At 44.4% G+C, this 18,415-nt stretch carries 16 protein-coding genes; 3 read left to right on the top strand and 13 right to left on the bottom strand.

Features of this window, described 5'->3' with window-relative positions:
- The first annotated feature begins 46 nt into the window (after window positions 1–46).
- Window positions 47–229, top strand: coding sequence for a hypothetical protein (locus tag R7O13_RS19640; protein ID WP_021034161.1), 183 nt, complete (start codon window positions 47–49; stop codon window positions 227–229).
- Window positions 230–262: 33 nt separating this feature from the next.
- On the opposite strand, the gene R7O13_RS19635 is transcribed toward R7O13_RS19640, so the two are convergent.
- The 13 genes from R7O13_RS19635 to R7O13_RS19575 form a co-directional block, all read right to left on the bottom strand.
- Window positions 263–1,624 carry a TRAP transporter large permease gene (locus R7O13_RS19635; RefSeq protein WP_005382255.1) on the bottom strand — a complete coding sequence of 454 codons (1,362 nt, stop codon included), beginning with the start codon at window positions 1,622–1,624 and terminating at the stop codon, window positions 263–265.
- A 3-nt stretch (window positions 1,625–1,627) separates the two neighbouring features.
- Window positions 1,628–2,302 (bottom strand): TRAP transporter small permease, encoded by a 675-nt coding sequence (locus R7O13_RS19630; RefSeq protein ID WP_318304526.1) that lies wholly within the window; start codon window positions 2,300–2,302, stop codon window positions 1,628–1,630.
- Window positions 2,303–2,372: 70 nt separating this feature from the next.
- A complete protein-coding gene (locus R7O13_RS19625; RefSeq protein WP_017634784.1) occupies window positions 2,373–3,371 on the bottom strand; it encodes a TRAP transporter substrate-binding protein in 999 nt (332 codons plus the stop codon).
- A 212-nt stretch (window positions 3,372–3,583) separates the two neighbouring features.
- On the bottom strand, window positions 3,584–5,053 hold the full coding sequence (locus R7O13_RS19620; protein WP_318304525.1) for a protein adenylyltransferase SelO: 1,470 nt from the start codon (window positions 5,051–5,053) through the stop codon (window positions 3,584–3,586).
- Window positions 5,054–5,229: 176 nt separating this feature from the next.
- Complete coding sequence (locus R7O13_RS19615; RefSeq protein WP_213868301.1) at window positions 5,230–6,042, bottom strand: sugar transporter; 813 nt, start codon at window positions 6,040–6,042, stop codon at window positions 5,230–5,232.
- Window positions 6,043–6,214: 172 nt separating this feature from the next.
- Complete coding sequence (locus R7O13_RS19610) at window positions 6,215–9,199, bottom strand: M6 family metalloprotease domain-containing protein (RefSeq protein ID WP_318304524.1); 2,985 nt, start codon at window positions 9,197–9,199, stop codon at window positions 6,215–6,217.
- A 360-nt stretch (window positions 9,200–9,559) separates the two neighbouring features.
- Window positions 9,560–10,927: a TrkH family potassium uptake protein gene (locus R7O13_RS19605; RefSeq protein ID WP_005388288.1), complete on the bottom strand. Its 1,368-nt coding sequence runs from the start codon at window positions 10,925–10,927 to the stop codon at window positions 9,560–9,562.
- Window positions 10,924–11,586, bottom strand: a complete 663-nt coding sequence (locus R7O13_RS19600; protein WP_005388291.1) for a potassium channel family protein — start codon at window positions 11,584–11,586, stop codon at window positions 10,924–10,926. Before R7O13_RS19600 ends, R7O13_RS19605 begins: the two co-directional genes overlap by 4 nt.
- A 250-nt stretch (window positions 11,587–11,836) precedes the next feature.
- The gene (locus R7O13_RS19595; RefSeq protein ID WP_005382264.1) at window positions 11,837–13,045 is read right to left on the bottom strand and encodes a DEAD/DEAH box helicase; all 1,209 of its coding nucleotides are present in this window, start codon (window positions 13,043–13,045) and stop codon (window positions 11,837–11,839) included.
- A gap of 99 nt (window positions 13,046–13,144) precedes the next feature.
- Window positions 13,145–13,885, bottom strand: coding sequence for a transglycosylase SLT domain-containing protein (locus R7O13_RS19590; protein WP_080276914.1), 741 nt, complete (start codon window positions 13,883–13,885; stop codon window positions 13,145–13,147).
- Window positions 13,886–14,095: 210 nt separating this feature from the next.
- A complete protein-coding gene (locus R7O13_RS19585; protein WP_042524009.1) occupies window positions 14,096–15,340 on the bottom strand; it encodes an NAD(P)/FAD-dependent oxidoreductase in 1,245 nt (414 codons plus the stop codon).
- Window positions 15,341–15,347: 7 nt separating this feature from the next.
- Window positions 15,348–16,415, bottom strand: a complete 1,068-nt coding sequence (locus R7O13_RS19580; protein WP_042524007.1) for a methyltransferase — start codon at window positions 16,413–16,415, stop codon at window positions 15,348–15,350.
- A gap of 27 nt (window positions 16,416–16,442) precedes the next feature.
- Window positions 16,443–16,841 (bottom strand): hypothetical protein, encoded by a 399-nt coding sequence (locus R7O13_RS19575; protein WP_042524005.1) that lies wholly within the window; start codon window positions 16,839–16,841, stop codon window positions 16,443–16,445.
- Window positions 16,842–16,917: 76 nt separating this feature from the next.
- On the opposite strand from R7O13_RS19575, the gene R7O13_RS19570 reads away from it, so the two are divergent.
- Together R7O13_RS19570 and R7O13_RS19565 are read left to right on the top strand one after the other, a co-directional pair.
- Complete coding sequence (locus R7O13_RS19570; protein ID WP_054865733.1) at window positions 16,918–17,646, top strand: beta-ketoacyl synthase chain length factor; 729 nt, start codon at window positions 16,918–16,920, stop codon at window positions 17,644–17,646.
- Window positions 17,643–18,410, top strand: a complete 768-nt coding sequence (locus tag R7O13_RS19565) for a lysophospholipid acyltransferase family protein (RefSeq protein ID WP_053307503.1) — start codon at window positions 17,643–17,645, stop codon at window positions 18,408–18,410. The genes R7O13_RS19570 and R7O13_RS19565 overlap by 4 nt, the downstream gene beginning before the upstream one ends.
- Window positions 18,411–18,415 lie beyond the last annotated feature (5 nt).

Genomic DNA, 18,415 nt, shown 5'->3' with positions numbered 1-18,415 from the left:
TTGAATCATAATTTTTAACAACGGGTTTATCATGGTTGTTATAGATATGAACGAAAAAGTGAGAATACCGATTGTTACAGATACCGTGCTCGTAGACGGTTGCTATCAAGAAGAGAGAAGATTCGGTGAAGAGCGTCGCAAAAATAAAAAGAGGTGGCGACACTATGAACGTCGAATTAATTCAGACCCGCGCAAAACTTGTTACAAGTCAATAGACGAAGAGGTGTGAATTCTCACACCTCTTTCTACTTTCTGGCTTCCATTACTTGGTAATGATCTCCGGCCCCATCAAGGTAGTAGGCAACCAAGTCGAAACCCATGGTACATATGTGACGATAATTAGGAATAAGAACATCACTCCAACCCAGGGTAATGCTGCCTTCACTACGTTCATCATCGACATTTTGGCAACACCAGCGGTCACAAATAAGTTAAGACCCACGGGCGGCGTTATCATTCCTATCTCCATATTCACCACCATCATTATGCCCAAATGAATTGGGTCTATACCTAATGCAATCGCAATTGGGAACACGAGCGGCGCAACAATGATCAACAAGCCTGATGGCTCCATGAACTGACCACCAATCAGCAACAAGACGTTCACCACAATCAAGAAAGTGATTGGTCCGAGACCAGCCGAGAGCATCGACTCGGTGATCATTTGCGGGATGCGTTCTTCCGTTAAAACATGCTTCAAAATTAAGGCATTAGCAATGATGAACAGCAGCATGATGGTGAGTTTGCCCGCTTCATATAGGGTGTGTTTGGTGTCTTTATGAACAAAGGTTTGGAAGATTTTAACGAGCGCAGGTTTAGTGTTTTTCTTGTCTGCAAATGGCCCCATGTCTTTGTATACAAAGTTAGCAATAAAGAATGAGTACACAGCAGCAACCGCAGCGGCTTCTGTCGGCGTAAAGATACCGCCATAGATACCACCAAGAATGATGACGACCAACAACAAGCCCCAGCTTGCATCCTTGGCGGCATCAAAAGTTTCTTTCCAACCGACAAAAGGTTGCTTTGGAAGGTTCTTGATTCTCGCGGCAATGTAAATCGCGATCATCAACATGACACCCGCCAGCAAACCGGGAATCACACCACCAAGGAACATACGTCCAACTGAAACATCCGTTGCGGCTGCATACACCACCATCACAATCGAAGGTGGGATCAAAATCCCTAGCGTACCTGCGTTACAAATTACCCCAGAGGCAAACTCTTTTGAGTACCCGTTTTTGATCATACCTGCGATAACAATACTACCTATGGCAACAACCGTTGCAGGTGAGGAACCTGACAACGCGGCAAACATCATACACGCTACAACCGAAGCCATCGCCAAACCGCCGCGGAACCAGCCTACAATGGCAATGGCGAAACGAATGATCCGCTTTGCTACGCCACCCGTCGACATAAAGCTTGAAGCCAATATAAAGAATGGAATAGCCAATAGCGTGTAGTGGCCCGCGAATGCATTAAACAGCGTTTGAGCAACTGACGCTAAAGAGGCATCCGAATGCATTAAAAGAAAAAGAACACTGGAAAGGCCCAGCGAAATAGCAATTGGCACGCCAACCAGCATAAAGCCAATTACCATCAAAAATAGAAATAAGATATCCATGGCTTATTGCTCCTTGTTTTTAGCGTCTTGCGAGGCCTTTGGAGCCATTACGTCTTCAGCGTCACTCATCTCAGCTTTAAGAGATTCGAGCTCTTCCTCCGCTTCATGTCCTGCAATCAAGCGATCGAGCTTACCAATAGCGATTTGCCACGTGACTTGAACAAATCTAAACGTTAGTAGCGCCATTCCAAGTGGCAAAGCGAAGTAAGGAATAAAACGTGGCAGCTTTTCATAACGCTCTCCCTCATTTAGCCAGTCGGCCATGAACTGGAGTATTTCAGGCATCGGAATATCGTCCGTTTCATACCACGCTCGGTCGGTAGCGAACGGATACCAGTAGTTCCAGGCGCCAATTAACAGCAAAATAGAGAAGGCTAAGCAACACATTGCTGCAAAAAGCGCCAGGGCTTTTCGCTTACCTTCCGGAACGATGTTAATAATGACATCGACACCAATATGAAAGTGTTTTTTCACACCATAAGATGCGCCAACCAACACCATCCATGCGAACATGAAAACGGTGAGCTCAAGCGCCCAAAGAATATTGTCGTTAAAGACATAACGAAAGATGACATTGGCAAAGGTCAGCAAGGTCATGGCACCCAAGAAGAAAGCAATCAAAGTCTCTTCAATGGCATCGGTGATTCGTCCAGCCTTGGCAAAAAAAGTCTGTTCCATAATTACATCACGTCGTCTGTAGGGGGAAAGAGCCCCCTCAGTTTGAGAGGGCTAAATGTGCTAGGTGTTATTATTTTTGGTTAGACGCCAAAGCGGCTTCGATTAGGTCAGAACCAATGTCTTTTTCGAACTTCTTCCATACTGGTTGAAGTGCAGTGACCCATTCTTGGCGCTGTTCTGGCGTTAGAGTACGAACCACACCACCTGCTTCGATGATATTGTTCTTATTCGCAAGGTTTACTTTGGTTGACTCAGCATTACGCTGCGCAGTTACCTCTTGAATAATGGTGTTTAACTGCTCGCGCTGATCATCTGGTAAGTTTTTCCAGAAGTCGTTTGACGTCACAACTAAGTAATCCAGAATTCCGTGGTTCGTTTCCGTAATGCCATCTTGAACTTCGAAGAATTTTTTGCCGTAAATGTTTGACCAAGTATTTTCTTGACCATCAATAACCTTAGTTTGCAAGCCGCCGTAAACTTCTTTGAACGACATTTTTTGTGGGTTAGCACCTAGCTGCTCAAACTGAGCAACGAGTACATCAGACGCTTGAACACGGAACTTAAGTCCTTCAGCATCAGTTGGAGAAATGAGCGGCTTGTTGGCTGACATTTGCTTCATGCCGTTATGCCAAAACGCAATGCCTTGTAGGCCACGACGTTTCATTGAATTTTTCAGCTTTTCACCCGCTTCCGAGTTTTGGAAACGGTCAACCGCGTCGACATCATCGAACAAGAAAGGGAGATCGAAAAGGCGGTACTTCTTGGTGAATTTCTCAAACTTAGAAAGAGAAGGAGCAGCGAGTTGAACATCACCATTCAGTAGCGCTTCCAACACTTTGTCATCATCATAAAGAGTTGAGTTAGGAAACACCTGCATACAGACTTTACCGTTCATCTCTTCGTTGACGCGCTTTTCAAGTAACGAAGCCGCGATGCCTTTAGGGTGTTTGTCCGCATTCGTTACATGGCTAAACTTGATGACCGTTTCACCCGGGTCACAATTTGCGGCAGCATTAAAACTGGTAACAGCAAGTGCAGAGACAGATAGTAGAGTTAGAGGCTTAAACATTATTATTCTCCTTGTTGAATCACATCCCATCCCGTCCATGAGTAACTAGGTGTTAGGCGATGGGTACGGATGTTCAACAAAGAGCAATTAATGGGCCATGTTAAAATTTATATGTATTTCAACAAATTAACAAAGCCCATTAACATAAATCCGAAGTGTAACGAGTGAATTCCACCCAAGAAAAAGATATAAATGGGTAGGAAATGACCCATTTATGAAGAACAGCTTATCTCCATTTTCTTCCCCCATTCCGGCGGCAATTTCGCGTAATCATCAAACTCGGGTTGCTCATCAAATGGGCGTTTTAACAGTTCGGCCAATCGGCGTAATTCGCTAAAGTCCCCTTCTTCCGCTTTATCAATCGCCAACTGAGCCAAGTAGTTACGCAAGATGTATTTGGGATTGGCTTGACGCATCTGTTTGCAACGCTGTTCGGTTGAAATCAGGCCCCCTAGTTCATCAACCTCTAGCTCACACCGAGCTAAGTACAGTTCAAGCCAAGCTCGCGCAGCTTCTCGGTCGAGAAATAAATCGATTACGGCTTGGGAAGGCGCATTATCAAGGTTTGAAAGCGTTCTGAAGAAGCGAGTGTAGTCCGTTTTGCTCTGGTGAAGAAGCTCAAACATAGCTTCAAACAAACGCCCATCTTCCGCTATCTTGGTTTTTAAGCCCAACTTCTCACGCATGAGGCGGCTGAACTGCTGGCTTAAATGAACTTCAAATTGACTCAACGACGATTCTAAATCTTCTCGTTCAACGAGTGGCGATAGCGCATGCGCCAGTGCTGACAGGTTCCAAAGCGCAATTCTAGGCTGTTGATCAAATGCGTAACGACCCTGGTAGTCTGAATGATTACAAATGTATCCCGGCTCATAATCATCAAGAAAGCCAAACGGACCATAATCAAAAGTTTGCCCAAGAATTGACATGTTATCGGTATTCATCACACCATGCGCAAAACCAAAAGCTTGCCAATATGCGATCATCTCGGCTGTTTTAGTCACGATGGCGTCAAACATCGCGGCATATGGTTTCTCCACCGATGCACAATCAGCAAAGTGCCACTCAATCACCTTATCCGCCAACAGCTTCTGCTCTGCTAACTGGTTGGTGTAAAAGAAATGCTCAAAGTGACCGAATCGAACATGGGTTTCAGCCATTCGAAGTAACAAAGCGCCCGATTCCGTTTTTTCTCGATAAACAGGTGTATCACTGACCATCATACCGAGAGCACGTGTCGTGGGAACCCCAAGGCCTGCCATGGCTTCACTGCACAGGTACTCACGGATAGTCGAGCGTAATACCGCTCGCCCATCTCCCATTCGCGAGTAAGGCGTTAGCCCTGCACCTTTGAGGTGAAGATCAAACCAAGTACCATCCTGATGCTCAATTTCTGCCAACAGTAATCCACGTCCATCGCCCAAATCTGGGTTGTAAACGCCAAACTGATGGCCTGCATATTTCATCGCAAGAGGACGAAATTGTTCGAATTCACTTAGCCCAGAAAAAACCGCCAATAACTCATCGTTTTGCTCTTCTGGTAAACCAAACTGCTGTGCAAACTCACCATTCCAAGCGACCCAGCGAGTGTTGTCCAAGGGTTGTGGCTCGACCAACGTATAGAACGCTGACGGTAATTGACTAAAGCGATGGGTGAAATTGACCCGTTGCCAAATGGACATGTAGGGTTCCTTAATAAAAAGAAGTACTGTTGTGAGTATACGTGTGAATGTCCCTTTCATTCAGCCATGAAATGGGCATGGGTATTTTGCGTGAATAACGCGAAAGCGGCAGGAAGGTATCAACCTGCCGCAGACCGTCTCCTAAACGGAGGTAGCTTGTAAAAACGATCAAAGGGTTAAGCGGAAAATTCTTCACCCGTTTTTGGTGGCTGTGATGGCGTATCAAAACGAGCGCGTTCGATATCCACTACCGTTTTATAGCTCAACGATAACAATGCCAGCTGGTACGCGCCAAAAATACCATAGGCCACACCGACGAGGCTCAACATAAAGAGATTCGTAAAGTGGCTAAAGATCAGCTGACTGAGCAAGCCCGCACCCAATGGAATTAGTCCCATCAAAATGAATACTTGTTTGTTGTATGCTCTGCTCTGGTTCCACGAACGACGCAAACTGCGCGGCTGATGATCCATTGCAGTCGCTGGCAACACAAATGACCATCGCGCCATTACCCAATAGCCAGGAATGCTTGCAATCGTTGTGATAATAGCCATAGCAACAAAGTCGGCTTCACCACTTTCTGCAATGTAGATAAACGACAACACAAAGATCGGGATACCAATAACGAGCATCATCATCAGTCCAAACAGTATCCACCAGCCTATGAAACGGAATTCTCGAGCTGACAAACGAAATACATCCAACGCAGAGTGCATGTAATCGCCGGCTAAATAAATTCGATGCACACGCACAGCCGCCATAGCGGCAACAAGTGGGTACAAAATAATTGTGACGAAATAAAATCCTGCGACATTGCCTTCTTGAACGTTCGCTTGATCTTTCCCCGTCATTTCAGGATACATAAAAGCAAAAATTGAGTGCACGATAATCAACGGAATACAAGCAATAACAATTGCGAGTAGATTCCTTCTGACCATCACTGCCGCTTCTCGGCATATTTCCGAAACAGAAAAGGCCTCGGTAGACATATAACATCCTTAGTTCATAAAAATCGGCCCCTAGGGTAACCGCAGAGTAGAAAAATCGCTTTAAAAATAATGAGAAACACATCTCATAAGACAATGAGAACGAAACCAAAATAGATCAGATAAAAAATAAGCCACTCAATGTGAGTGGCTTATACCGCAATTCAATACCGTTTTAGACGCGACGTCGCCAGCCTAATGTTGCAAGTAACATCAAAGCCCAATAAGAAACACTGCCGCTACCTTCAGAGTTCTTGAATGTCGTTGTCTTCAAAGAAGCAACAACCGTCACGATAACTTCACCCGTAGCAGTGGCACCATGACCGTCTGAAACCGTATATCGCAGCTTGATGCCGTCAGTAGGGCTATCCGGTGCTTGAAAACGGATTTTGCCATTCTCTACACTCGCACTTCCCACACCCGTTACGTTCTGTACGCTTTCTACAACCAGTTTATCGCCGTTCACATCCGAATCATTGCTCGCTGCATCAATCAGAATACTTTCACCAACGGCAACGGTCGCCGTATCTGCAAGCGTAAGTGGCGCTGCGTTTTTCATGGTTAAATCGACGGTAGCACTGGACGTTTCATTACTAGGATCAGTCACGGTTAAACGGAATGTCAGAACCTCACCAGCTTTTGCACCTTGAGGCACCGTAAAGCTTGTGCTAACACTGGTTGCATTGCCAAGAGAAACTGAAGTGCCAGCCAACTGCTCCCATTTATAACTCAACACATCACCATCAGCATCCGTACTATTTAACGCAGACAACGTGACTCGCTGCCCAACCGTCATGTCTTTATTATCAACATCAATCACAGCCACTGGCGCTTCGTTGCTGCCAAGCACTTCCACCTGCACATTCACGATTGAAGATGAGTACGCACCATCAACCGACAACAAACGATATTGGAAAGTGTCCAGACCAACGAAGTTAGCTTCAGGTTGGTACTGGTTGCCAGAGATGGTGCCGTGCTCAGGCTTCTGCACAATGTCCACATTGAACTGATACGCTACCGCCATGAAATCATTGTCCATCAGGTTCAGTTTGATTGGCGTATTTTTATTGGTTTGTAACGAATCAGATTTCGCTTCAACCAAGTTGCTCGCATCCACATTTAATAATGCTGCAAACGGAATATAAGAGAACCCGGCTTTTTCTAGACCAAACGTGCCAATCTCACTGTAATCACCAGTCCACATTACAGGTAGAGAGGCTTTTTCAGTTTTTAGCAAGCGACCGAAATCAAAGTTTGCATCAAATTGACCGCCTTCCAATTCAACGACCAATAAATGCTGACCCGCACTCAATTGGCTTGGTTGGGGGAATAAAATTCGAGATGACTTTTGGAAGTTACCTTGCTGTAAAAGCTCAGTGTTGTTTTGATTCAATATTAATCGATAGCCAATGTTTCCAGAAAATGGGAATCGCCAAACTCGATAAGTCATGTCACTTTGAGCGCTATCTCTTTGCGCGTAAAGTTGAAGACCATCAAGCTCTGTATCACTATTCAAGTCCAGTGACACCGCCAGAGTGTTACTCCCACTCGCGTACACATAACCTTGGTGAAGAGAGTTCAGCCATGCTGATTTATTTGGTTCGTTTGTATGCTCAAGAGAAAAGCTACCGCCGTTGGTGTTGCTGGCAATGTTGGAAATACGAACCCCAGTATCAAACCCTGTGATCGCTCTCAGACCCGGGGTCGATGTATCTGAAATGACATCGCCACCATTAGGGTATAAATCGTCAGCGTCACTCCTACCATCATTTTCTAACTCATTCAGACCATCAGCCTGCATGATTTGAACCTGCATCGCGCCAACATCATTAAAGCGGTTCTGGACATTGACCGACGTCGCTAGGATACCTTCAGCCGCCAATGCTCGGTCGTAACCGCTAAAGGTGCGATTTTCCAAGTAAATACGTGGACCAAACTCTTTCAAGTACGGGTCGAGATACACCAGCTTGACATCGTCGTTGTTCACAGAAATAGGCGCTGGACTTTCATGAGTTACCGTTGGTACAACAAAACCAGCAGCGTGTTTGCTCCATGCACTCATGTTCACCGGAGTGTCACCAGCGTATGAATCTCCCGGTTTCTGCGCCCATGAACCGCCACCCATCACGCCCCAAGAGCCGATCGAGGCATCACTGTTCCTTGCGTACAAATCCGGTAAGCCAAGCATTAAGTGGCCAAGCTCGTGTACGATCACGCCCAAGGTCGCTTGATGATCAACTTGATAGTCAGCGAACACACAATAGTCTGTGATCTTTTTACCATCTAGTGTGACATCATCGTGAGAGAATTTGTGTGGCCAAATAGCAGGACGGTTGAGAACCCCTGTTGAACGATCTCCCCCCGCAAAAATAAACATGACAGAGAGTTCTGACGGTTCTACGGTACCATTTTGATTGCTGTCGTAGGCCGAAAGATTAAAGTATGGATCCAGTTTTTGATAAGCCTCGGTGAAAACCGCATTCAACTTGGCGGTGCATGTCTTATCAGTCGAACTAGAGTGACAGTTAGGGTGGCTTTGTGCCACAGTCACATCTATCACACCGTCATTGGCGGTGCCGTAACTCTCAAGTGCAGGAACAACTTTGAATTTACCTTGAGAGTTTTTATCAAAGTAATCCACAACGCTTTGACCATTGGTATTAAATACGCGTTGCTCGAAATCGTGCACCATTGCTTGGTCATCAAACGAAACTTGCACAACCAATAGGGGCTGCTGCTTCACCGTTGAACTGCTCATCGCCTGGTAACCTTGCGCCGAACGCAGTAGGTTTTTTCGTGCCATCGGTTCAATGGTTTTTAGAGAAGATAATTGCGGTTTAACTTGTAAATCCGGGCGAAACCTCGCCGACTCAGGTGGCTCACTCGACTGCGTTTTCACCACACCTGTCGAGATCAATATTGGCGTGTCTGACTCGCGCTGAATCTGCGCGAAAAACCAAACGCCGTCTTCCTGAAGTAAGGCATTGCCCTGCTTATCTTCAAACCAGTGGAAATCTGCCGTTCCACGTAGAATTGCCTCACTGGAGCTACCATCGCTCAACGCAATAGTATGCCAAACCGGTGATGGCGGAGTAGTTGCCATGCTCTTCCCTGCAAGAAGCGCAGTTAGCATAGCCATGGCGAGTGTGTTGAATTTCAAAGTACGACTCCATCTTTTCGATTCGTTAATTAATACCGAGCACAACAAACACAAAGTAACCCTATGGGCATAGAGTAAGACTGAGTGACTATTGACGAAGGCTGGTATCAATTCGCTCAGATAACACGACGTAGTTTGGTGTCACACTACAAAAGCGTCGGATTCCAAAACGCTGTTATGAGCGTAGCTTCTGAGAATATAAATTGAGTGAATGAATAGTATCGAAACGAAAGGAAGAAGAAATGAACTTCTACGAATTTGTAGGTAAAACTGGGCAACATTCCACATATTCTATAAATGTACGAGCACTGCTATTAATCAATGCTCGTAATGGTCGCGCGGCCATTGTTTAACGCTATATTAACCTGTAAGAACGGCGTCTTCTGGGTATTTGACCAAGGTAGGTTCAGGACGTGCCAACATGTAGGCAAGCGTGAGCGGCCCAATACGACCAATGATCATCACCACGATCATAATGTATTTACCAGGTTCAGAAAGTTCCGCAGTCAAACCGGCGGTGAGCCCCACTGTGGCAAATGCGGAAATAGTTTCAAACATAACTTTATCAAAGCTGGCCTTCTCGGTAAGCATCAATAAAAACATTGCGCTTGTCAGGATGGCTCCGCTCACAACGATAATTGCCAATGACTTAGTCACAGTTTGCCAATTTATGGTTCGCTTAAACATAACCACATGTTTCTTTTGGCGTAAAAAGGTCCACGTAGCCATAAACGCAACAGCAAATGTGGAAACTTTAATACCGCCCCCCGTTGAGGTGGAACCCGCTCCAATTAACATTAGAACAATCATGACCAGTAAGGCTGGCTGGGTAAACAACGCCAAGTCAACACTATTAAACCCTGCCGTTCGAGCACTCGCAGATTGAAAGAATGCCGCCAACCATTGCCCTGTTGCAGGTAAAGACGCCATTGTGTTTGGGTTGCTTCGCTCAAGTAACCAAAACATCATCGTTCCGACTAAGAGCAATATCGGTGTCGCAATCAGCATGATTTTGGTGTGAAGATGCAAAAAGTGGAAACCTTTGCGCCAGTTTAGCCAGATGTCACCCACAACAGTAAAACCAAGCCCGCCAAAAATGAATAGCCCCGCCAGTGTAAAGATAACCAACGGATCATTCACAAAGCTCATCATACTGTCAGAAAACAGCGCGAACCCAGCGTTGTTAAATGCAGAAATTGCATGAAACAAGGCGTAAAACATACCAGTCTGCCAGCCCATTTCAGGGACCCAGCGGATAGAGAGAAAAATAAACCCGATCGTTTCTGCAACAAGCGCGAAAACAACAATCCGCTTTACTAGTCGGTTTAGATTGACTTGCCGATCTTGCCCTAATGCTTCTTTCGCCAGCGCTTGTTGACGCAAACTCAAACGCACGCCGAACATATAGAGTAAGACCGCCGACAACGTCATCTGCCCCAACCCACCGATTTGCATTAAAAACATCAGCAAGATTTTACCCGCAAGCGTAAAGTGTTGCCCAGTATCGACAACACCAAGCCCTGTCACACTAATAGCGGACGTTGCGGTAAACAAAGCATCCGTTATCGACAGGCCCGTAACAGAAAAAACTGGCAAGGTTAGCAATACCGCAGAAGGCAGTAAAACACCGAGAAAACTGAGCAATATAATTCGCGGTTCGTTGCCTTTCGCTTTCTCTTGTTTACCATCTGGTGCGTAAAAAACACCTTTCTGATGAAAATACGTCATAGCGATTTTAATTTATTTGCGAGCGCATCTTGAGGGCCGACCACAATAATTAGGTCACCAATTTCTAGTGTGGTATTAAGGTCAGGTGCCTTGGTAATTTCTGGGCCCCGTTTAAACCCTAGCACTTGCACGCCATCGACTTTGCACAGAGCCAAATCACTTAGTGTCTTACCCATCCAACGAGAGCCAATCACAAACTCCGTCATAGCTAAGCCACTGCCTAATGGGTGGAACTCAAGAACCCGTTTATCGAGCATTTTACGCGCGACACGTATCCCCATGTCACGCTCAGGCATGATAATGTGGTCTGCGCCAATTTTTTGCAGAACACGAGCTTGGAAGCGATCGTTGGCTTTAACCCATACTGACTTTACTCCCGCCTCTTTAGCAATCAATGTCGCAAGAATACTGGCATTGACATCCGCTCCGATGGCAATCATCACCATGTCGTAATCATCAAGTTTGAGCTCAGCAACCGTCTCTTCGTGAGTACAGTTAGCCACAACCGCCTGACTAACAAAACTGGCGGCTTCTTTAACTCTGTCTTCGTTGATGTCAACGGCTAAAACTTGAGCGCCTGAATCTTGTAACTCTTTACACACTGCCAAACCAAATCGGCCAAGACCAATAACGGCGAATTGCTTATCACCTGTTTTCATTTGTGCCCCATCTTATGCATTCATTAGCAAGCAAAAAAGTTTGCGCCCATTCCTTACCTTGTGCAAACCTGCGGACAGATAATTGACAAAAGCTTAACGCACCTTGATTCACTTTACGTGTTAAGCGTATGACACTGATTAACTTTTTTCCTCATTACCGAATAGAAACCGTCGCGATGGCTACATAATTGGATGCCTAAAAACGCAAAAAGCCGCAAGAATGCGGCTTTTAGATCATGGGATAAACTGGCTATTTTGATTCGCGCTTATCGTGCGGTTTACGTTTATTCTTAGGCACGTAATTTAAAATTGAAATAGGTACTGGCTTTCTTGGCGCAAAACCTTCAATTTCCACTCGCTCTAGCAAGTGCCCTAAACGACTTTCAATCATGCAGAGGTTCTTAAAGTCGTCTTTTGAAACCAGTGATATCGCCTCACCTTTCGCGCCAGCACGACCTGTACGACCAATACGATGTACATACTCATCCGCTGGGTAAGGTAAATCGTAGTTGATGACAACTGGCAGATTATCAATATCAATACCGCGCGCAGCAACGCCGGTTGCGACTAAGTACTGGATTTCACCCGCTTTAAACTTTTCTATTAATTCCTGGCGAACACGCTGATTACGGCCACTGTGGAATGCTTCTGCCACAATGCCACGTTTCTCAAGTTGGCTTACCAGTTTGGCCGCGCCGTGTTTAGTTTCAATAAATACCAGTACTTGCGACCAGTCATTTTCTTTAAGCAAGTGACTTAACAGCGACGACTTCATGTCTTTATCGACGGTCGTGATCCACTGTTTAATATTTGATTTTGAGGCACTGTGCTTTGCAATCGTGATCTCTTCAGGATCAATAATCGCATTTTTCGCCAAGTCACGAACAGGGTTAGATAACGTCGCTGAGAACAGCAAACTTTGCACATGTTCTGGCATACAGTCGACGATTTTGTCGATCGCATCGATGAATCCCATATCCAACATTTTGTCGGCTTCATCAAGCACTAGCATTTCCACTTCATCAAAGTGAATCGCGCGTTGACCGTACAGATCAATCAAGCGCCCAGGCGTGCTTACCACAATATCGACACCCTCGATCAAGGCTTGTTTTTGTGGTGCATAATCCACACCACCAAACATCGCCATTGAGCGTAATGGTAAGTTTTTACCATAAGCTTCAATACTTTGATGAACCTGAAGCGCAAGTTCGCGTGTTGGAGTTAGGATAATCGCACGAGCGCGTTTTTTACGTTGCGTTTCGCCTCGACTAAGCTTTTCTAAGATTGGCAGAACAAAACTGGCCGTTTTACCTGTGCCCGTTTGCGCTGCTGCAATTAAATTGCGGCCACGCAATACGATTGGAATGGCTTTTTGTTGGATAGAAGTGGGTTTTTCATAACCTAGCGCTTTTACTGCATCAGCAATCGATGCGCTTAAACCAAGCTTAGAAAATGGCATAGAAAGGTCTCAACAGAGGAAATGGGCGCGTAGTGTATCAGAATCCCTGTGAAGTAACAGAAGGATTCATGCACGAAAAACTAGGAACATGACACAATCTTAGCCCATGAAATTGGGCTGCAAACCTTTTTCTAATTTTTGCCTCACTTTGTAGGAAACATCATTAAGCGTGATTTTCCCCGTTTTGTGGCGGTCGATACCTGCATTCTGTCGATAGGCAATTGAGCCTTGTCTGAACAAAACGAAAGACGGCGGTTTACCAATCGCAGCAGGGTAGAGAATGGCCATGTAAGCATCTTCTAAGCTATTAATTTTATTTCGATAGGGCCAATAGTACGCTTTCACATAGTCAAGTTGTTCAAGCGCGCTCATTCTCGCAAGAGTCTTTGTGTTCACTCCTAATGATTCTGCGGTAGAGGGCATAAATTGAATTAACCCTGTAGCCCCGCTTCCGGAACCATTTTTGATGCTTGGACTGAAAGTTTCAGCAGTTTCAAATGCCATGCACGCCATAAGATGATTAGGATTGATCTTTAGCTCTTTACTAATACGGATGACTTTAGATTTGAACTCTGGAGAAACTTTGCCTCCCCACGCGACCGCGTTCTCGGGATCTGCAATCGAAGAGACCGTTGATGCGTCATGTTCTTCGACAATTTTAGAAAGTAGAGGAAGCGTTTGGCGTAGTCGATGGCTCGAACTCACCAAGCGAATTGATTTGGTAAGAAACTTGTCTTTTTTTTGATGTAGTTTTTGGAACTTTACTAACTTATACAGTTGCTTATAAACCGTTTTCACAACGAAGCCGGATGTAGGGAACACTCCCAGAATGTAATCCATTTCCTACAAATTTAATATAAATATCAGCAACAGGAATTCTAGATGTGATCAATGTCACCATAAAAATTCTCAAATTCGATACACACCGATGTAAGTGGTCAATGTGTCTCCAACACGCTAGAAGTAAAAGTAAAGAGGCATTAAAAAGGTCTTACCAATTTTTTGGTAAGACCTAGGTTTACTGATTCTCGGATAAGCGAATGTATATTCTTACAGTTCAGCTTCCCGAACCAGTTCTGCAAGCGTCGACAAACGCTGCTCACTTTGTTTTACGTAAGGATTATTCGTATCCCAAGCATATCCAGCCAAAATCGCACTAATCATCTGTTTAATACGTGGGTTCGGGTTTTGATAGAAAATCACATCTTGCAACGTGCCGTTGTACCAGCCTTCCACATAAGTGCGGAATGTGTTCACTCCCACCATTAAGCGTTGCGAGTACTCTTCTTGCCAATCAACCTTTTCACCATTCAGCTGACGAACCACGCAGTCCGCTGCAAACTCTGCCGATTTCATGGCGATAGTGACACCCGATGAAAATACAGGATCAAGAAACTCACCTGCATTACCAAGCAACGCGTAGTGCTCTGTCGCTAAACGTTTGACGTTAGCAGAATAGCCACCCAACTCGCCTGCTGGATTCGGGTAATTCGCATTTCGCAACAAAGAAGCCAAACCCGGCTCTTCATTGGCTAACTGCTGCAACGCTGCAATCTTATCTTCTGGGTATTGTTCGAAAAATTCTGGCTCACCCACCACACCAAACGAACAAGTACCATTAGAGAATGGGATTAGCCAGTACCATACGTCGTGATTTTCAGGATGAACTGAAATTAAAATTTTGTTGCGATCGTATTCCGGCTCTTGGGGAGAGATATGATCTTCGATATGGGTAAAGATCGCTTTTCTAGGCGGAAGACAAGAAGGTTCTTCTAGCTCCAACAAGCGTGGCAAAACACGCCCAAAGCCACTGGCATCCAACACAAAATCTGCTTCGATTTGATAAGCCTTCTTATTTGAGTCGAGCACTTCTAATCGAGACTTTTTCCCTTCAAACACTAGGTTGAGCAGCTCATGCTGATAGCGAATCTCTACGCCTTGCTCTTCAGCGCTATCTGCCAATACTTTATCAAAGTTGGCACGTTGAACCTGAAACGTCGTGCCCGGTCCTGGCGTGTATTTGTTTGTAAAGTCGAACTGGGTGTATACGCCATTACGACGAAATGCAGCACCATCTTTATACTGGAAGCCAAACTGCTTTACTGCATTGGTCATTCCTGCTTGTTCAACAACTTCCATACATGCAGGGAGCAGGCTTTCTCCTATGGAAAAGCGTGGAAAAGTCGCTTTTTCTAAGACAACAACATCTATGCCACGCGATTTTAATAACGCAGAAACGGTTGAACCTGATGGCCCCGCTCCTACGACAACAACTTGCTTGAGCTCTGTTTTCATTCTGAATTTAGTTTGCTTGTAGTTTTAATAAGGTATGACCAAGGCCAATATTGTCGGCTCTTTCAACGACAGATAAACCTGCCGCTTCGACAATTTCTAAGAAATCATCACTGCGATAAAAGCGACTATTACCGTTAGCTAAACAGGTAAAATAAAGAGAAGTGGCATTAAGGCTATAGGAAGCTCCCGCGTATTTTTGAGCATCCCAAAACAGCTCCAATACGTAAATAGTATCTCCCTTCGTTAACTGGGCTTTAACTTTTTTAAGGATATTGAGGATCTCAATTGGGGAAAAGCAATCCAAGAACTGGCTCATCCACCATACGTCAGCATGCTCAGGCAATGTTTGTGCTTTATCAAGCATGTTTGCAGGGTATGGACGTACACGCTCGACGAACTGGTTTTCTGAAACATTCTTCATCGCTACTTCTAATTGCTGCGGTAAATCAACAATCGTCACTTGAACGTTAGGGTCATGTTTACAACACTGAATCGCCCATTTTCCCGTATTTCCGCCAATATCCACAAGATGCTTTGGCTTGCTTGCAAATACCTCTTTAAGCAGAAGTGGGAACGAGCGATCCGAATAGAAATGATCGAACTTAAACCAGCTCTGTTTGGCTTGTTCTGGTAACGTCGATAGACCTTGATAGATGGTCTCCCAATTGCCCAACTCTTTCAAACCTGACGGTTTACCTTCTTGAATTGCTTCCGTCAAATGCATCATCGCGGCGTAACAAACATCTGCCGTAAAATCCATGTTTGCATTCGTCATACCATCATGAAGAAGATAAAAACCAAGGTTTGCAAGCGAATAGTTAGGTCGTTCCCATAAAACAATATGCGCACTAATTGCCATATCCAACAGTACTTTAACACCATATTCTGATACTCCCGTTTTCTCGGCAATATCTGTGGCACTCATGCCTTGAGCACCAGCGCTGTCTAAAGCGGCTAAAATACCTAAATCTCGAAGCGTTTTGGCGGTCTGGAACACGATTGGTGCAAAAGATAACTTCTGAGCTTCTGTCTTCGCTTCAAAAGCATTAAAAGGGTCATTATTTTGATTTAACACGGAAAAACCTAACTGCAATTAATAGTTTTATTGTTGAGATTGATTGCCCAACAATGCAATAGCTCGCTGAATATCAACATTCAAGTTGTTTACCCAACGATTGTAATTGCGGTGGATTTTGCCATCACTTGCTTTGAGATTTACTGAGTTGAGATAAATAATTGAGTAATAATTATTATTGTATGGGATTTTTACTTCTGCAGAGTGTTTACGAACGTGGATTTTTGCAATAAGAACACCAGGGCTTACTTCTTCGATCGTCCAGCCTCGGTTAGTTGCTGATTGCACTATGGCCATTTTTACTTGTTTATTTTGAAGATCATAAGCAACTGGAGTATCCTCCACATTCATTACAGGTTGTACTCGTCCACAACCAACAAGAAGCAAAGTTAATAATAACGAGACATACAGCTTAAAACGCGACATGATAATTTCCTTTTTATTGTGAATTTGGGTCAACCCCAATTTGTATCGAGCTGTAAAATAAACAATTTAACCCAATATGCCAAACTCGAAGATCAACATTTCGTTCAATATTGATGCGTGGACAGCGAATTCATTCGGTTTATCCGAATCCAATGAATGGAAACAATGGGCAACAGAGATAAAATGGCCAGAAGATGGCAAAATCAATGTTGCAAATATTCCTGCGATGATGCGCAGAAGAATGAGCCCACTCAGTAAACTGGCGGTACAAACTGCAATCGAAATGCTTAATCAACATCAAGTTGATTACCTTGTATTTTCAAGCCGTCATGGTGAACTGCATCGCAGCGTCGCACTAGTTGAAGATATAATTAATGGAGAAGAGGCGTCTCCGATGGCTTTTTCTCAATCGGTGCACAATACCGCCGCAGGGCTTGCCACTATCGCAACTAAACAACCCATTCCCCTAACTTCTATCGCTGCGGCAGAAAACACATTCCAAAGCGCAATATTAGAAGCATGGCTGTTTTTGTCCGACAATCCTGACAAAAAAGTACTGCTTGTTGATTTTGATGAGCCTATGCCTGACTCTTATTTAGAATATGAAAACCAACAATACCAAGGGTTTGGACTTGGCTTAATACTTTCTCATGGAGACAATTTCGCGATACAAAGCTCCATAAACGCAGAACGTTCCGGTCATCCTCTTCCTCAAGGTTTAGTATTTTTGCAACAATACTTGTTAGATAAAAGCCAGTGGACTATTTTCGCTCCGCATCAAGCTTGGGAATGGCACAAAAAATGATTCGCTTAAATCAGTATTGGCGTGTGCTAGCAACAGGCTTTTGTTTTTCAGTATTTGGGTTAGGTGGTTTAGTACTGAGCTTCATTGTTATTCCGACCATTCGTATTTTTGTTTCAGACCAAACGGAACGCGAATATAAAGTTCAAGGTGCGATTCGATATTCATTCAACACATTTTGTAAATTGATGAAGTTGAGTGGCGCAATCGATTATCAAATCATTGGTGCCGATATTCTTCAACAAGATCGTAATTGTTTAATTGTTGCCAACCACCCTAGTTTAATCGATTACGTTCTCATTGCTTCACAATTAAATCGCTGCGACTGTTTAGTAAAATCGGCAATATGGTCGAATCCTTTTATGAAGCACATCGTAAAAGCAGCCGGATATATTCCCAATGAAGCACCGGATGATTTATTAGCACTTTGTGATGAACGATTTAACAAAGGCAACGTGTTGCTTATATTTCCTGAAGGAACAAGAACAACGCCAGGTGTAGAACCGAAATTACAACGTGGTGCAGCACAAATTGCGGTAAGAACAGAGCGAGATTTAAGGGTGGTCCATATTACGGTAACACCAAGTTTCCTCACAAAAGAGAAAAAATGGTATCAAGTACCGGCAACAAAGCCCTTTTTCAGGGTAGAAGTTAAGGATAAAGTTGAGATTACCCCCTTTATAAAGCAAACTACGTCGCCGACAATAGCGGCGCGACGCTTACAACAGCACCTAGCTGAAAACATTTTTCCAGAAAACTTTTATTAATAAGC

Source organism: Vibrio sp. Y176, from assembly GCF_033438945.1.
The sequence above is the reverse complement of the archived record's forward strand: the minus strand, read 5'-3'. Positions and strand labels throughout refer to the sequence as shown.

Coding starts and splice junctions, on each gene's coding strand:
- R7O13_RS19640 (WP_021034161.1), top strand. CDS start 47: ATGAACGAAAAAGTGAGAATACCGATTGTTACAGATACCGTGCTCGTA.
- R7O13_RS19635 (WP_005382255.1), bottom strand. CDS start 1,624: ATGGATATCTTATTTCTATTTTTGATGGTAATTGGCTTTATGCTGGTT.
- R7O13_RS19630 (WP_318304526.1), bottom strand. CDS start 2,302: ATGGAACAGACTTTTTTTGCCAAGGCTGGACGAATCACCGATGCCATT.
- R7O13_RS19625 (WP_017634784.1), bottom strand. CDS start 3,371: ATGTTTAAGCCTCTAACTCTACTATCTGTCTCTGCACTTGCTGTTACC.
- R7O13_RS19620 (WP_318304525.1), bottom strand. CDS start 5,053: ATGTCCATTTGGCAACGGGTCAATTTCACCCATCGCTTTAGTCAATTA.
- R7O13_RS19615 (WP_213868301.1), bottom strand. CDS start 6,042: ATGTCTACCGAGGCCTTTTCTGTTTCGGAAATATGCCGAGAAGCGGCA.
- R7O13_RS19605 (WP_005388288.1), bottom strand. CDS start 10,927: ATGACGTATTTTCATCAGAAAGGTGTTTTTTACGCACCAGATGGTAAA.
- R7O13_RS19600 (WP_005388291.1), bottom strand. CDS start 11,586: ATGAAAACAGGTGATAAGCAATTCGCCGTTATTGGTCTTGGCCGATTT.
- R7O13_RS19595 (WP_005382264.1), bottom strand. CDS start 13,045: ATGCCATTTTCTAAGCTTGGTTTAAGCGCATCGATTGCTGATGCAGTA.
- R7O13_RS19590 (WP_080276914.1), bottom strand. CDS start 13,885: ATGGATTACATTCTGGGAGTGTTCCCTACATCCGGCTTCGTTGTGAAA.
- R7O13_RS19585 (WP_042524009.1), bottom strand. CDS start 15,340: ATGAAAACAGAGCTCAAGCAAGTTGTTGTCGTAGGAGCGGGGCCATCA.
- R7O13_RS19575 (WP_042524005.1), bottom strand. CDS start 16,841: ATGTCGCGTTTTAAGCTGTATGTCTCGTTATTATTAACTTTGCTTCTT.
- R7O13_RS19570 (WP_054865733.1), top strand. CDS start 16,918: ATGCCAAACTCGAAGATCAACATTTCGTTCAATATTGATGCGTGGACA.
- R7O13_RS19565 (WP_053307503.1), top strand. CDS start 17,643: ATGATTCGCTTAAATCAGTATTGGCGTGTGCTAGCAACAGGCTTTTGT.